We start from the raw sequence: 16,382 nt of genomic DNA, 5'->3' as shown, positions 1-16,382 counted from the left end.
GCGCTAGGCCCGACCGAAACGCGCGCGAAACCAGGCCCGGGTTTCGCGGGTCACGGCGACATAGCCGGCGCCGCGATGGACGATGTCGCCGTCCACGATCCGGTTCAGCCGCGGCAGCGCATGAAACGGCACCGACGGATAGGCGTGGTGCTCGACATGGTAGGGCATGTTCCAGGCGAACCAGTGCATGAACGCGGTCGTGTAGGTGGTGCGCGTGTTCTCGAAGGCGCTGCGCGTCGAATCGCAGCCGGTATGCTCGGCATAGAGATAGGGCCGCAGGAACAACTGGCCGAGCAACAGCGGCAGCACCCAGATCCATAGCAGCAGCGCCGTGTGGAAGGCGGCGGATGCGATCAGCAACAGCGCATAGCCCGCGACATAGCAGCGCGCCTCGCGCACGACCGCTGCGCGCTTGTTCTCAGGCACCCAGGGCACGGTCACCTTTCCGGTCAGCGCGTGACCCAGCATCAGGACCACGCGGCCGGCAAGCTGCCGCAAGCCCGAATAGGCGATCGCAAGCTGGGTCTCGGTGCGCGGCTTCGGCCCGACGATCAGCTCCGGGTCCTTATCAGGGTCCTGGGTGTGGCGGTGATGCTCCCAGTGGAACAGGCAGTAGTAGTCGTAAGGCAGTGCGATGATGAAGCCGGAGACATAGCCGACCAGGATATTGAACGCTCGGCTTTTGAAGGCGGTCTTGTGAGCCGTCTCGTGGACCGCCATGAACAGGAAGGCGACGAGAAAGCCCTGGACCAGAATCAGCGGCAGCGCCCAGACAACGCCAACGCGCGAGGAGACCAGCCAGATCAGGGACCCGGTCACGGCGATCGCCGCATAATGGCTGAGCGTGCGCATTGCGCCCTGCCGATCGGACCGTGTTGAAAGGCCGCGGAGCATCGCCGCGGTCAGCGGCTTCTGCCGGACTGGCGTATCGACAGCGTGCACCAAACTCATGAACCCGCGCTCCTATCAGCTCTGCAAAAGGTTTGAGACCGCCGCGTTGATGAAGGCACGATCTGCGGGAATCCGGACCGGATTGCCGGCACGATGGCCGTGGATCGAAGGGATCGGGCGCAGTTCGGCAGAGCGGGCATTGACCAGCCTGCCGAGCTCGGCCTCGTTGTCCCTGGCATCGAAATAGCGGTCGGTCTGTCCTGGCATCAGCAAGATGCGAGCGCGAATCGCAACAAGCGCCCGGTCGAGGTCGCCGCCGAACGCTGCGCAGCGGCTGATGTCCCCATTCTGCCAGGTTGCGATCTGCGCCAGCAGATTATTGCCGTCCCGATGCGCAAAGGCCGTATCCCAGCTGGCGGCCAGATAATCCTCCAGCGAGCCGAAGCCGGATTCGCGCCATGTCTCATCGCGGTAGAACTCGTAGGACATCGCCCAGCCCGCATAGACGCGCCCCATCGCGCGCAGCCCTGCTGCGGGCTTGCGCGTGAAACGGCCATCCACGAACGCGGGATCGGCGGTGAGCGCTGCCTTCACCGCTTCGAGAAAGACGGCATTGTAAGGCGAGCAGCGCGCACTGCCGCAGACGACGGCGGCGCGCTTCACCATATCAGGGTAGCAGGCCGCCCAGTGATAGGCCTGCATGCCGCCCATCGACCAGCCGTACACCAATGCGATTTTGGCGATGCCGAATTGCTCGACCAGCAACCGGCGCTGCACCGCGACCGCATCGTGGTAGCTGATCAGCGGGAATGGTGCCTCGCCAAGCTGCTCTCGCGAATTGGAGGGCGACGACGATAATCCATTGCCGAACAGGTTCGGGGCGACGATGAAATAGCGGTCTGGATCAAGGGCGCCGCCACGCTCGATCAGCCAGTCGATATCCGAATGCTGCGCGCCGAAGGACGTCGGATAGACGATGACGTTGTCCTTGGCGGAGTTAAGCGCGCCATAAGTCTTGTAGGCCAGGCGCAACGATGGGAACACGCGGCCGGACTGCAGGGCCACGTCGCCCGCTTCGAAGATCTGATAGTCGCCGCTGTCAGCCATGCCTCGAATCCGCCCCTGAACGTCCAGCCCCCGCGGCGTCGCGTCCAGCATCACCATAACTGGACGTATCGTACATTATATCGAGAGGCTGTCACGCCCAAATTCAATTCAACGCTGACCAGGCGATGGGGCGCTCGGCGCGCGGCCGCGGCGCACCAAGACGGCCTGAACATCAGACTTGAAGGGCGGACCGGTCGCGCCGGAGGAACCAGCAGATCGGATCGGTGACATTTAAGAACACATCTTTTAATTGCATTGACATATTTTGACCACCTCGCAACCAAAACGTCTTCCAAGCTTCATCGCGATGATAAATCGCGCGAGCTATGTCGCGAGCTCTCTTCACCACGCCTTGAGGGGAGCTCGAACAATGAAGTTGCACCATCTCGCCTGCGCGATCGCCTTTGGCGGTGCGATGCTAATATCCAGCCAGTCCTACGCCGGCAGCGGCTCATTCAGTACGTTGAGCTACAACATCGCGGGGACGCCGACCGCCTATAACGGTTGGGACAACACGCATACCCAGATCATCAGTTGCTACGTCAAGCCGTTCGATATCGTCAACGTGCAGGAGGACTTCCTCTGGCACGCGACGCTGTACGATACCTGCGACAACCACCCTTATCGGACGCCGACCTCAGGCACGGCCGGGATCGGTGACGGGCTCAATACGATGAGCAGCTTCTGGTTCGATGATCTCGATCGCGTCACCTGGACCAACCGCGCCGATTCCGATGCGCTGACGCCAAAGGGATTTTCGCTGATTCGCGTCCGCCTCGCCGAGGGCACCTATCTCGACGTCTACAATCTGCACGCACAGTCCGGCACCTCCTCGACCGATCTCACCGACAGCGTTTCGGATGTGAATCAGATCGTCAGCTATATCGAGGCCAACTCTGCCGGCAATGCGGTCCTGGTCTATGGGGACACCAATACGCGCTATACTCGTGTCGGCCAGAACATCTGGGAGTTCCTGCACCGCGGCTTCAGCGATGCCTGGATCCAGACTATCCGCGGCGGCAGCGTGCCGGCTGTCGGTAGCGGCGATCTGGTGTGCGGCTCGTCGCAGACCGCGCGGCCGGATTGCGAGATCGTCGACAAGGTGCTGTGGCGCGGCAATGGTTTCCTGAACCTGCAGGCGAAGGCCTATGTCGACCACCAGGACGCCGTCGACAGCTTCGGCACGCAGCTGTCCGACCATCATCCGATCGAGGTGGACTGGAGCTATGCGACGGCAGCCAATCTCGCGCTGAGCGACCAGTTCGGCGGCCCGCATGGCACGAGCTACAATGACAGTTCGGCACTGCCCTCCACACCCGTGGTCAAGCAGCTGACGATCCAGACCGGCAACCGTGTCGATCATGTCGAGATCGCTCTCTCGAACGGCTATGTATTCTCGCATGGTGGCACCGGCGGCACCGCACAAACCCTGACGCTCGGCAGCGGCGAAGTGCTGAGCTCGGTCAATCTCTGCATCGACCAGTATCAGGGCCACACCCGCGTGTTCTCCATCAATTTCGCCACCAGTGCCGGACGCCACCTGTCGGGCGGCACCACGACCGCAAGCTGCACCACCTACACCGCGCCCGCCGGCTGGCAGATCGCAGGCTTCCACGGGCGGTCCGGCGACGAGGTGGACAAGCTCGGCGTGGTCTACGCACCGGTGAACACCGGCGCCGTGCCGGCGCGCCAGCCACAGCGCTTCATCAACCGCAGCTCATCGCTGTGCATGGACGTCAATGGCGGCACCATGGCCGACGGCACTGCGGTCATCCAGTGGTCGTGCAGCGGGGCCGTCAACCAGACCTGGAGCTATGACGACCTGACCGGCATGATTCGCAGCATGGCCGATCCGCATTATTGTCTCGACAACAACGGCACCTATGGCGACGGCGCCCAGCTCATCATCTGGACCTGCACCGGCAACAACAACCAGCGTTTCAAGTATGACGCGTCCACCAGCACCATCGCGGTGCGCAGCTATCCGGCCGAGGTGATCGGCATGAACGGCACCTCGCTCGGCAACCAGCTCCTGACCGCGACCGCTTCCGGCGCAGCCACCCAGACCTGGACGCTCGCGCAGTGATGCGAGCCCACACGGCGCCGCGATCGATTTCGGTTGCGGCGTCGATCTCCGATCAACGGATACAATAGGGGCGTGCCTTCTTAAACGAAGGCTGGCGATCCCGGCATGACTCGAACATGCGACCTACGGTTTAGGAAACCGTTCTGCTGCATTCCAAATCAATAACTTACCTACTTCGTGTTGCAGATCTGTTGCATTGCTTATCTTTGGCGGCTGGTCTCGGCCCGAGTTGTGGCTCTCACCGCTGCTCACCGGCCTCTCACCGCCCGAGCCATTCTCGGACACACCAAAACTGCTGGGGTCCGAACGTCGATTGGCGTCCTAAGTGATTGATCGATCTCAAAAGTGAAGGGTCAATGTTGGGCGCCGATTCACAGGATCTTCTTGAAACGTGAAGATCGACATGACCAATCGCGATGAACGCGGCCGCTTCGGCCCGGAACGACGCGGATACGTCGGCACCCGCAGATCTGCCGACAGGCTTCTTGTAGGGCTGTTTTCCCTCCTCCATGAGCCCCTCACGCGTCAATTCTCCAATCGACCTGGGGACAGACCGCAGTCACGGAAGGGCGCTTCTTAACGACGTCTAGCCAGCGCATCACGTTCGAGTTGGCTGCCAGCGCTTCCCGTCCTTCGGGCGTGTTCCCGAAATAGATCATCACGGGAATGAGGAAGAGATCCGCGATCGATATCGACGGACCGGCGATAAATGCCGACGAAAGGCCACGGTTCAGTTGCGTACAGAAATAATTCATCGCCGGGCGATGTTGCTCGACGATGGCCTCGTCCGCCGTTTGATTTCGCAGGGCCTTGAGGAAGCGTTCGCGGACGGAGAACTCCAGGATGCTGTTGACGCCATAGTCGAGGAATGCCGATATCCATTGGAACATTCTGGCGCGCCCCAACATTTCCGACGGTTGAAGGGCAGGACCTTCGAATCTGGAATCCGCGTAAACTGCAATCGCAAGCGTCTCGAAGATAGTGATCTCATCATGAACAAGGACGGGGACGCGCCGCCAAGGATGGATTTTGGCATAGTCCGGGTCGGCCAAAGCCGGCATGTTCGTTTCGAAGGCGACGCCCTTTTCGGTGAGGACGAGTGCAGCAGTTTGATAGAAGGTGCTGGGAGGAAAGCCGAGCAGTTGGACAGTCTGAGTGCTCATGGCCGCGTCCTTGCTTTGGAGGCATTGCTTCCGCATTTGAATTCAAGTGCATCGTTGATCGAGAACAGCACCAGACCTTCCAAAAATCGCAGAACCGCATCACGGTCGGCCTCGCTTGCGGCTTCGTAGGAACGGGCTGCCGCATCAGCCTCGCCGCCGTGCCGCCTGATCACGGCATCGAGAGTCGGGCTGAGGCCATCATGTCCGTAAGGGGCCGTACTCGATACACCCCACAATGGAGGCGTCTTGAATTTGGTTCGGACTGCGAGATGATCGTTGATCCAAGCATATTCACGGAAGCGATCTCCGAGATCGTGGTAGCGTAGATCGCTGAAGATACCGTCGAACACGTGATATTCGCCCACAGGTTTGTAAATGCTGACACGAGAGAGATTGTTGGACTGGTCCAGTTCGACCGACCATTCGGCGAAGCGTAAATCTAGTGCTGCGGGAACCCGCCAGGAAGGCGTATGACATGATGTACACCCCATTTCCCGCATGAGCATCTCGCCCCGTTGGATCTCCGGTGTGGCTGCGCGCCGTGCCGGACTGGGATGATTGAGCAGAAAATGCTCAATCGCGTCAACATCTGAAGAATTGGGCCCGGTGACGTTGCCTGCCTGCTCAACCGATTGAATCGTGAGCTGGCGACGCCCGCTGACGGAGCGTCCTGCCCATACCTCGCCGGAACTGATGGGTCTGGTCAGAGCATCGGTAAATGGAAGTCCGAAGATCGTTTTCCATACGCCGAGCACGAACATGCGGATGGTCGGGTATTGATGATCGGATGCGGCCCAACCGGGGAAACCATGAAAAAAATCGAATCCAGCGACATCAGGGCTGCCAATATCGCGATGCGCCCCTGTCTCATCCGTCGGCGGCAATGGCTTTCCATCTCTGTCGACAAACCAAACCACGAGGGAAGGATCGACGTCGAGAAGGCCATCGGACCGTTGTGACAGGCTTCCAAAATCGACGACGACGCCAGGCATGGCCTCGATCAGAATTCGTTCGCCGGTCAGGGCGGATTTCGTGATGAATCTGCCGTTCGAGCTGTACTTCGCTATTATCGACGCCCGTATGTATTCGGAGATCGCCTCAAGGTTCCCAACACCGAATAGGTCCGGCGTGTTTCGTCCCAAGCCGCCGTAACCCGGCGAATTTCCACCAGAGCCGGCCGTTCCTCTTGGATGGTTGTGACACGTCGAACAGGAATTTGTCACGTGATCGACGTGCGGATCGTACCGAATGGCGCCAAAGCCTTCACTGCGCGGCCATTCCTTCAGGAACAATTGCCGCCCGCGCTCAAATTTCGTCCACTCGGGAGAATCAAAGCGGCAGGACGGGTCTATGGCGACCGTCTCGGAGGCACCTGCCGCCGTGACGCCTATTGATAGCAACGCTGACATAGTAAGCGCGAGTATCTTCATTTGCGCTCTCCAGACGGGATGTTCGGCGTCCCCCACGCTGATGTGGACGACCGCGGCTTGAACAATGGTCGCATGCCCCCGTCGGACAGCGGTACGCAGCAGAACACATCGACATCAAGGCCACCCACGAACAGAAAGCGCGGTTGGAACACTTCTCGCCCAACACGAACGCTGCCGACCCTGAAATCCTCAGAGGCGACGCCGTCGCCATCGATGTCGGCAGGGGTCTGGAGGGTCGGATATAGCTGAAGCGAACGCAGGAACGCTATGACGGCGTTGCGCTGTTCCTCTGGGAGGCGTTCGAACGCGCGAGCAGCATGATCTGCAGCTCCCCCATGCGCGAGAATGACCTGTTCAAGGGTTTCGAAACGACCGTCGTGACCATAGGGAGCCGTCGTCGCAACGCCCCACAACGGTGCAGTGCGATGCACTGTTTGAATTGTTCCGTCGAACCTGGGCTCGTAGAACGCGGTCCCAATATCCCATTGACGAAAATCGGAAAAAACCCGAACATCCGTCGGCTTTTGCGCCTTGTGCCTGTTCAAAGACAATTCGATACGGGACGTTTTTCCGCTAACACGTGTCAGCGGCTCAACGACAAAGCGCCGACGATCATCCATGACGGTCCATCGATCGATATGACATTGCCCGCATCCAATGGATTTGAACACCTCCTCTCCGCGTGTGCTTTCGGGCGATTCAAGAATGGCCGGGGGCGGCAGATGCAACATATAGAACTCGATCGCATCAAGATCACCGGTAGTGAACATCAGGCGCGTCGTTGAGGGAGGTGCCGACAAGCCAGAGTCGAGGGATGACGGGTCTTCAGCATGGACGGCACCCAGATCGAACTGAAGCGCGCCGAACAGCGATATGTTTGCTCTTCCGCCAATCGAATCGGCAGAAAAGCGATGCCCAACCTGCGTGAGATCGTCCGAGCCGATTCCGATATGCGCGTCTGCGGCCAAGGTGGCAAACTCGCGCACGGTGGCAGCCTCCCCGCCCTCGCTCGTCACGCGGCCGTCAGGCCATGATCTGGTGCCGCGTCCCCATCCGAAGACGTCGACGGCAAAATCAAAGCCCGCGACCCTGCCGTCGTTCAATCCGGCGGCATCGATAGGAAGCCCAGCGGCATCGACGAACCACACTCGGATGCTCGAATTTAGCGCGGGGATCCCGTGCGTGTCAGGTCGGATGTTGCCGAAGTCGATAGGCAGAGAGGTGTCTGTAGGCCGAACCAGCGCCTGGCAGCCGGCGATGGCGTCAGTCTTAGAAATCCAGCCCTTTCTCAATCGGTCACAGGAAGCAAGTATCGTGTCTCGGATTTGCGCCCCGATCGCCTCGACGAGACCAGCGCCAAAAAAATGCGGCGTGTCGCGTCCTCTTGGTCCGGTGGAAGCGATCACAGGTCCGCTGCCTGGCTCAGCGAACGGAACAGCATGGCACATTCCACAAGATGCCGCATGGTCGCGATGCATGCGAGGAGGCTCGGGGCTTCGATCCGACGCGTGCCCGGCAACATAGAGCGGCCCGCCCATTTCCCCCGCCCTAGTCATTGCGCCATCGGCTTCCGTATACACTCGTTGCACGAGATCGCGGCCTCGCCAGTAGAGCGCAAAGGGATCGTTTTCAGCCAAGAATGCAGAAGTCCCTGGCGTCGTAGCCGAACCGTGTCTCAGATGGACGAAAGGATAAGGAATTCCATAGCCGTAAACATCGTTTTCGCCGGCGCTGATCTGTGCCTGGGCGAGGTTCGTCTGATTGGCGATCCCGAGCAGCAAGCCCAGTGCGATCAGGGATGCTCGCATAGCTCCACACTCCGCAGATTCGAAGAGTCCATCTCCGTAGCTTGCACGCTTGGCAATGACCTGACCCAGTCAGCGGCACCAGGAAGCGCGATCGTCGACAATCTTTCCCAGTCGACTGATTTCTGGTGGTAGACCGCAGTGCGCAGACGGAGTTCCGACACATCGCCATCTGCGGACGTCATGACCATGGTAACGGGCGTGTTGACGCCGTCGATGCATCGGCTTGCGGCTACTTCGAGAACCTTGTCTGGAACTCTATTGTCGCGATAATCCGCTAGATTTCGATAGTACGCTCGGCGCAGCAGAAAGCCGGTATCATCGTCGAGCCACAGCACCGTTGCAGGGAAGGCGATGTTCCCGTCGTCGCGGGATAGCGAACCGAGAATCTTATGTATCTTGCGGTTGCCGGAAGCTTGTCGCCCAAGGGACAGATACGTCCATCCATCCTCAGGCAAGCGCCAGCGGAGATCGTCGTATGAGAAATCAGCGCCCAAAAGCCCTTCGAAAAAGCGGGAGGGCTTCAATTGCATGACGGTGCGCGTCCCGGCAGGCAAATAGAGATGAACTTCACCCCGACGGACTTCATCGTTGTATTCCAAAATCCTGTAAGCAAGCCCGGCTAGAGAGGCCGGTTCGAGTAGGGTCACGACCGTCCTAATGGAGTCGACGCCTTGCGAGAATATGCGCACGATCTCGAACCGACGGGATACCAGGTCCCCACGCTTGAGGAGCATTGTCACCCGCTGGATTCCTGCTTCTCCAAGGCTGCGATGATTGAACTTGGATACAAGCTGGAACGCCTCCGTCTCGTCCGGTCCGGCTGCTGCCGCTCGCACGAAAAGGCTACCGACAGCTGCAGTCGCGAGACAAAGGCCGACTCGGGTCAGGCCCCTCATCGCAATCTTCCGTATAGCATGTGAAGGCATGCAGGCGCTGTGACGACTGCCGCAGCGGCCGACGTCAGCAGCCCGCCGATTATCAACACCGCCATCGCCTGGTTTGCAGGAATGCGAGACAATAGCAGAGCAGAGAAGCCAAGGATTGCGGCCATGCTTCCTGCCACTGATGCCGGCATCGCATGGGATTGGCTATAGGCCATCCTTTCACTGAAACCCACCGGGCATGCATCGAACTCCGCAATCAAGTGGGTCACGGAATTTGCTCCGAACCCCACGGCGAGCGGAGCGAAAAGAGCTGTTGCGATACCCAACGAGGCGCCGCAGATCCAGAGGCAGACGTAGATGACGGCAATCGCGATTGCGACGCTCAGGCCGGCAACGACTGCCAGTCGCCACGATCGCATAACGACGAGGACCACGGCTGTGACGAGCATGATTGCATCAATCACGGCGCTGGTACTCGTTCTCACGAGCGAGTCGACGATCTCCAGGCTGCGCCAGATCGGATCACTCAGGACGAGTTTCGTATCGACCCGATCTTCGGGGCGGGGTTGGAGAGAGGCGACGATGGTCCGCAATGCGACGGCATCCGCATCCTTGATTGCCACGACCAGCGGTGCCGCGTCCGCCCTGCGAACTTGGAGTGGACTCATAAACGGCAGCCTCGTGGACGACAAAAGCGACGCCAGTTGATCGGCCTGCGAATCGCCGAGCTTCTCTCTTCCTTCGACCCATGCACTGCGTTGAGAAGCGGCGTCGCGGCCCGCCAACGTCGCAAGCAGATTGACGAGCGCCTCAGCCGGAGACCATACCGACCGAACCTTTGGCAAGCCCCTTACGCGGTCCGCAAGACGTAGCAGCTCCAGGATGGCTGGTGGAGACCAGATTGAGATGCCCTTGAACGCAATCTGTATCTCGGCGATCGAGCCTCCGGCCAGTTGTTGATCAGCGATGTTCGACAGATCGCGGGTTTCACCAGTTGGCAGATTGTGAATCCAACTATCGTTGATTGGTATCGCACTGGCAGCGAGTCGGCCGGCGACGACGAGAATCATTGCGGAGCCAACGATACAAAGCGCTCTTTGCTTTCCGGGCCGGTGGACCAATCGGTCCCCAACGCGATCGCTCAACCTTCTGGCGGTCGCGCGCATGGTGCTGCGCGGAAGCAGCATTAGCATGGCCGGCATTAAGGAGAACGTGGCAACGAAGCTGACGAAGACGGCGACCGATCCGACGCGCGCGAGCGACTCAAGGGCGGGGACGCCGCACCATGAGAGTGAAAGCAGGGCGGCGACGGCAGTCGCCGAGCCGAGGAAGACCGGCTTGGCCGTGTACCGAGCCCCACGAAATATGGCGCTTTTGAAATCAACAGAATCGATCGTTGCCAGGCGCAAGACTCTGTCAATGAAGTACATGTCGTCGACAATGCCGGACGTGAGCAGAATGACAGGCAGCATGACCGACATGATCGTGATCGGCTCGCCGAGCAGTGCCATCACCCCGACGGTGACAATGCCGCTGGCCGTAGACTCTCCGAGGATAGTTCCCGCCAGCAAAGCAGAACCGTAATAGCTATAGAGCACGAGCCAAAGCAGAAGAGCCGTCAATGGTCCAAGCACCAGCAGATCAGTGATAACTGCCGTGCTCAGTTCGGCCCTCGCCGCAGCATCGCCTCCCACCAGAATGTCGTACTCGGCACCTCTGACTTCATTCAAAGAACTCCGAATATTCGCGAGTAGCTCTGGGCTCGGCTCTTGATCGAGCGTGGCGACAATGAGGGTCTCAGTCCGACTTTCATTCAGCAGAGCACGGCGTATGTCTTTCCCAATTCCGTCTAGATGGCGGAGTTGAAGTGGGGTCTCGGCGACAATCGAGTCACCTTGGACCGCGAGTTCGGGCAAGGAGAGGATGGATGTAATCGCGGTCGGCTGAATGCCAACCAGGCGCTCCAATGTCTTGATACTGCCCTCGACGGCTTCATATTTGATTTCGCTATCGTCCTTTGATCGCAGAAGCAGCACCAATTTTTCGGCGCGATCTGGCGCGCGCTGCGAATGGCGCCCTCCCGCAGTCAATACCTGCGATGAAGTATCAATCAGCACGCCGCGTGCCATGAAGCCGCTGCCAGCGAGTACAATCGAAAACACGATGAGCAGGGCCCACGGCCGAAGGCAGGAATGTCCGGCGAGAGCTGCGAGAAAATGAGATCCTTCGAAGGTATCGGAGCAGCCGTCTCTCGTGGGCATTGCCGCGCCTTGCATCTCAGCCAGAAGGAAGGTCTGTCGGTCTCGCGCCCCGCTTCGGCCACCCCCGAGAACGGGGATGGCCTGTCTTGCAACGCAGGGCTACTGCTTTGCTACTTCCTCGCTCAGCCGCTTTTCGGGATCAGCCGCGGGATCAAGCGACATGTGCTCCACCAATTCGCGGAACTTGACTGCGGCATGCTCGAGGGTGCCGACCCTCCGACCGTCCGCGACCAAATCCGTCGGCGTCAGCGTCACGGTTGCCGTGTAGCCGACCGGCGGTATCGTTTCGACGCTGGAGTACATGTAGACCGGTCCGTCCGTCGTGACGTTCAGTCCGAGATTGGACAGGCTTACCAAGATGTTCAGGTTGGCCGCACAGTTGCATGCTCGTGCTGCGAAGGCGAGCGAACAGGATGCCTTTGGGGTGATCGGCGCGAAAGCGGGCGCTTGTTCACCCGGCTTGAGAGGAACAGGCGCGCTTGGATCACGGCCATCAGGCAGTCGTGGCGTCAATTGAATGGCGCCGTCCTTCGGCTCAATCAGGACGTCGACCCCGCCAAAGCCCGGTGCGACGCGCTGCTGCGCGAGTTGGATCATCTGCTCGAGCCGCTGCGCCTGCTTTGGTATGTCGTCGGAGTTCCATGCGCCGACGACGCCGAGGGACGGTTCATTCGAGTTCAATGTGACAAAAACGTCGCCGAAGAGAGGGCTGCGACCCTTCAGAGAAAGTCCCACGAACTCTGTGTCGATTTGGGCCGAACCCCACTGGAGCTTCGTTGCTCCCTTAATGAGCCGCGGCGAGTCGTGTCTTACAGCGATCCAGCCCGTCAGCAGAACCGTGTCCCTGCCGACGCCAGCGATGGTATAGGTCTCCTCCACGATTGCCCGCATGATATCCACGCCCGCGGTCGGAAGGGCGAGCCGCTTGACTGGCAGCGACGCCAGACCAGCGAGATCCTTGTCGGACATCGACTGATATCGCTCGACCAGACTCGAGGTCATGGCCTTTTCGACCTCCTTTCCGACCTGTTCGGACCGGACCGGGAGCGACGTGGCAACGAGGGCGAAGAGGCCGAGAAGCGTCGTCAGATTCTGATTTGTTGACATGCTGCGCATTGCTTTTCTCCGCGTTACTGGCTTGGCGTGACGCTTGGGTCGCCAAAGGACGTGTGTTCGTGGATAATCATCCATTTGTTATCCGAGGTTTTTTCGAGCACCATGGTCCAGCGCCAAGGTCGCGTAACCTGACGGCCGTCTTTCCAAACGACCAAATTGTCACCGGTGGCCGTCCACAGCGAGATAGGGTCCCCAATTCGGAATATTTCATCGTCGTGGCGCCTGACGGAAACGCTCTTGAAGAACGAGAGACCCGTCGCGAGTCCTTTGAAATATTCGCTGCGTGCCTGCGCTCCTACCATGTGTCCCGTTTCATCGTAGAGCACCGGGCCGAAGAACGTTGATTGCGGATCGTTGGAGTAGTACTCGCTCATCTTCGCGACGTCGCGTTTGCTCAAGGCGTCGATCACGCCGTCCACGACGCTCCTAATCGCGACATAATCTGAATTCAGAGCTGCATTGGGTCTTGTCAGCGAAACCGCAAATTCCGAGAATCTGTTGCGCTGTGTCGCCGAAGGCAGTTGCGTGGATAGCTGCTCCAGGCGTGGTATTGGTGCCAGCTTGGAAGGTTGTCCCGAGGCTGGCGGATTCACGAATTCGTCCGCCGCGTAGGCAAGCGAGCCGAACGTGAGCCCGCACGTGAAAACGATTGCGGTGATTCTGGTGAGGACCATCTGTCTGTCTCCAGCTAGTGGAACTTGCAAGGGAGAACGCGGTGGGCGCTGTCAATGCGCAGGATCGAAGACACGTGTCACCAAAGACGTGATCAATTCCTACAATAATATCATCGGTGGCAATCTAAACAGCCTCTGCGAAACCTAGTTCTTCACTCTGGAGTGGCTCACGGCACACTCACGGCAAGTCCATGCGGCCGCCTCGCTCACGATTGAACCCCGTGCCATGGACGATTAAACTCAAGCGTGAGCCAGAGCAGCGCTCTTGGGTCAACAAGCAAAGGGATATCGAATGCCCGATGAGCGCTATGCCGGAGCGGGAACGTTCAAGGACGGCCAAGTTACGCGTCGAGGGGTCCTCAGAAACGTCTCTCTGCTGGCTGCGGCTTCTCCTGCATATGCTATGTTCGCTGCGGCGGCGCTGCCTTCTGAAGGTCAGAGGCTCCAGCACCTCCTGGATCTCATTGCAAACGAGCGATTGCGAAGGCTGCCCGAGCTCGTGACAACGCTCGGGCTCGATAGGACAGCACGTTGGACGAAGGCCAAGTTCGAGCTCAACGATCGATCGGTCGCTGCGAGCGAACAGGATCGACGACGCATTCAGAGTTGGCGAGCACAGATCGGCGAGATCGATCGGAATGCACTCACCGGACAGGACGCGATCAATCACGACGTCATCATGTCCTGGCTTGTGGCCGAAAACGAGGTCAATCGGCAATTCGGTGCCGTGACCGGTCGGCCTTATGCCATCACGCATATGGAAGGTTCTTATCTATCGGTTCCCGAATTACTCATAAGCAAGCATCACCTTGCAGATCAGGAAGACCTCGAGGCCTATTTGAGCCGTCTGGAGATCTTCGCTGTAGCACTTGATCAGGACTCCGAGCGCCTCCGTCACGACTCCGAGTGCGGCCTCTTGCCTCTTGACTTTGTCATCGAGGCCACAATCCGGCAACTGAGCGAGCTTGCAGTCACACCGGGTCCGATGTCGTTTCCTGTGAGATCGCTTGCCGGTCGTGCCGTGGCAGATTCGCATCTGCGCAAGATGACGATGATTTGGGACGATGCGATTGTCCCTGCGGTGAACCGCCAGATCGCGCTCTTATCGAGCTTGAGGCCGCGAGCCAGGCGCGATGCAGGGTTATGGAGCGTGAAGGGCGGGGAGGCACTCTATGCCGCCCTGCTGAGGCTGACGACATCAACGGAAAAAAATAGCGACGAACTTCACACGCTTGCTATTGAGACGTCGCGAAAGATCGAAGATCGTCTCATGCAGGCTTTCCGTAAACAGGGTTTGACGCACGGAACGGTGGGAGAACGTCTGTATCAGATCTTCGACGACCTATCATTCCGCTATCCGAATTCCGACGAAGGCAGGAAGGCTCTAATGACCGACTTGGAGGCGTTGCGCGACAAGATTCGAGAATGGCTTCCGAGTAGATTTAGAAAGCTGCCAAAAGCAGAGGCGCTGATCCGCGCCGCTTCGCAGACGGGGCCTGATGCTTACTACGAAGATGCCAGTCTCGATGGCTCACGCCCGGGTGTTTGCTATTTTGCACTCAATCCTGCGATCTGGCCAAAATGGCGCGTCGCCTCGGTCTTGATCCATGAATCTACGCCTGGCCATCACCTGCAAAGTGCACTCGCGCTGCAGAACCTCGATATTCCATTACTGACGAGGACGTTGTGGTTTGCTGGCTACGGCGAGGGATGGGCGCTCTACGCCGAGCAGTTGGTGGACGAGAGCGGATTCTACGGCGACGATCCGATGAGCGAGATCGGCTACCTCTTTGCCTCACTGCTGCGCGCCTGCCGCCTCGCGGCCGACACCGGCCTGCATTCCAGGCGGTGGACTCGTGATCAAGCCTTGCAATATTTCCGGACGCACCTCGGCATGCCGGATGCGATCGCCGAACAGGAAAGCGACCGCTGCTGCGTGACGCCTGGCCTTGGGTCCAGCTACACGACGGGGAAGGCCGTCATGCTTTCACTGCGAAGGCGGGTTCAAAAAGCGCTTGGTCCGGACTTCGATCTCAGGGCCTTCCATGATGCGGTTCTCTCGAGAGGTCCAATGCCTCTGACGGTGCTTGACCGGGTCATCGGTGAGTTCATTGTCAACAAGGCGTAGGCCCGTCGGGTTTGCCTTGATCTAGGAATGGACAATTGCTCACGACAGCGCGAATGGGTCGAGGATTATGGATCGTCTTGGGAAGTGCATCATGCGATTGCCAAGCGCTCGGGTAGTCACAAGTCACCCGCAAGGTCACTAATCGCTGGTCGCGCGACAGCTCATCCAGAAAGGTCGTTGCAGAGCTATCACTCACAAACAGACGCGAAATGAGCAGACGCATTCGAATTGCGAAATCGATCGATCAGACAGCACAATAGAGAGGGATGTCCTCATCGGCGCCGCTGAGTACGTCTGCAGCCGGTTAGCGCGGACGCGCGCGGTTGGCCGCTGGATACCGCACCGAAAGAGCACGGAAGGCTGGAGCCGAAATTCCTAGAAACTGAGCATCCGCCCCGCTGGACTCATCCTGTCCTGGCGCGAACTTCCTGATTTAGCAATGTGCGTCGCCATATCGGGCTTCCCTCCGCGGGTTCTCCGCGGCAAATTGACTTGCGCTTGGGATACACTAAGGGGGCAGCCGGCAAACTCGGATATGCAGAAAGTCCTTATTCGGCGGCCCCTTTTCGAGGATATTATGAAGATATTATAAAGTGGCAGAGAGGTAGGGATTCCAATAAATGTTCTAGACATCAATAACTTGCAGCCAGCCGTCTCTCCCCGCCAATAGCTGGGAAACTGCGTGGCGCGACTACCTTGCTCGGGATCGCCCTTCGAGATTCCCGTCTGCGTCTATTGTGTCGTGATCCCACCGTGACTGATTGGCCTTTTCTTGGGTATTGGTTGCAATCATACTTATTGATAGACTTCAGATTGTTTCAGGCATGCGCTGTT

At 59.1% G+C, this 16,382-nt stretch carries 11 protein-coding genes; 2 read left to right on the top strand and 9 right to left on the bottom strand.

Translation table 11 applies throughout. The annotated features are described in order from the left end of the window. Positions 1 to 3 precede the first annotated feature (3 nt). Together ACQR1W_RS12940 and ACQR1W_RS12935 are read right to left on the bottom strand one after the other, a co-directional pair. Positions 4 to 951 carry a fatty acid desaturase gene (locus tag ACQR1W_RS12940; protein ID WP_434851111.1) on the bottom strand — a complete coding sequence of 316 codons (948 nt, stop codon included), beginning with the start codon at positions 949 to 951 and terminating at the stop codon, positions 4 to 6. Positions 952 to 966: 15 nt separating this feature from the next. Beyond that, positions 967 to 1,998, bottom strand: coding sequence for an alpha/beta fold hydrolase (locus ACQR1W_RS12935; RefSeq protein WP_434851110.1), 1,032 nt, complete (start codon positions 1,996 to 1,998; stop codon positions 967 to 969). A gap of 370 nt (positions 1,999 to 2,368) precedes the next feature. On the opposite strand from ACQR1W_RS12935, the gene ACQR1W_RS12930 reads away from it, so the two are divergent. Continuing rightward, positions 2,369 to 4,084: a jacalin-like lectin gene (locus tag ACQR1W_RS12930; RefSeq protein ID WP_434851109.1), complete on the top strand. Its 1,716-nt coding sequence runs from the start codon at positions 2,369 to 2,371 to the stop codon at positions 4,082 to 4,084. A 518-nt stretch (positions 4,085 to 4,602) separates the two neighbouring features. On the opposite strand, the gene ACQR1W_RS12925 is transcribed toward ACQR1W_RS12930, so the two are convergent. The 7 genes from ACQR1W_RS12925 to ACQR1W_RS12895 form a co-directional block, all read right to left on the bottom strand. Then, complete coding sequence (locus ACQR1W_RS12925; RefSeq protein WP_434851108.1) at positions 4,603 to 5,247, bottom strand: glutathione S-transferase family protein; 645 nt, start codon at positions 5,245 to 5,247, stop codon at positions 4,603 to 4,605. Next, positions 5,244 to 6,677 (bottom strand): di-heme oxidoredictase family protein, encoded by a 1,434-nt coding sequence (locus ACQR1W_RS12920; RefSeq protein WP_434851107.1) that lies wholly within the window; start codon positions 6,675 to 6,677, stop codon positions 5,244 to 5,246. The genes ACQR1W_RS12925 and ACQR1W_RS12920 overlap by 4 nt, the downstream gene beginning before the upstream one ends. After that, on the bottom strand, positions 6,674 to 8,485 hold the full coding sequence (locus tag ACQR1W_RS12915) for a di-heme oxidoredictase family protein (RefSeq protein WP_434851106.1): 1,812 nt from the start codon (positions 8,483 to 8,485) through the stop codon (positions 6,674 to 6,676). Before ACQR1W_RS12915 ends, ACQR1W_RS12920 begins: the two co-directional genes overlap by 4 nt. Beyond that, positions 8,470 to 9,381 (bottom strand): outer membrane lipoprotein-sorting protein, encoded by a 912-nt coding sequence (locus ACQR1W_RS12910; protein WP_434851105.1) that lies wholly within the window; start codon positions 9,379 to 9,381, stop codon positions 8,470 to 8,472. Before ACQR1W_RS12910 ends, ACQR1W_RS12915 begins: the two co-directional genes overlap by 16 nt. Then, the gene (locus ACQR1W_RS12905; protein ID WP_434851104.1) at positions 9,378 to 11,498 is read right to left on the bottom strand and encodes an MMPL family transporter; all 2,121 of its coding nucleotides are present in this window, start codon (positions 11,496 to 11,498) and stop codon (positions 9,378 to 9,380) included. The genes ACQR1W_RS12910 and ACQR1W_RS12905 overlap by 4 nt, the downstream gene beginning before the upstream one ends. A 231-nt stretch (positions 11,499 to 11,729) precedes the next feature. Continuing rightward, entirely contained in the window at positions 11,730 to 12,632 is a 903-nt protein-coding gene (locus ACQR1W_RS12900) for a DUF6073 family protein (protein WP_434851103.1), read from the bottom strand. A gap of 128 nt (positions 12,633 to 12,760) precedes the next feature. Continuing rightward, a complete protein-coding gene (locus ACQR1W_RS12895; RefSeq protein ID WP_434851102.1) occupies positions 12,761 to 13,420 on the bottom strand; it encodes a YybH family protein in 660 nt (219 codons plus the stop codon). A 292-nt stretch (positions 13,421 to 13,712) separates the two neighbouring features. On the opposite strand from ACQR1W_RS12895, the gene ACQR1W_RS12890 reads away from it, so the two are divergent. Continuing rightward, positions 13,713 to 15,548 (top strand): DUF885 domain-containing protein, encoded by a 1,836-nt coding sequence (locus ACQR1W_RS12890; RefSeq protein WP_434851101.1) that lies wholly within the window; start codon positions 13,713 to 13,715, stop codon positions 15,546 to 15,548. Positions 15,549 to 16,382: the final 834 nt, after the last annotated feature.

This window comes from Bradyrhizobium sp. HKCCYLS1011 (assembly GCF_051167795.1).
GTDB lineage: Bacteria > Pseudomonadota > Alphaproteobacteria > Rhizobiales > Xanthobacteraceae > Bradyrhizobium.
This window is presented reverse-complemented; position numbering and strand designations above follow the sequence as displayed.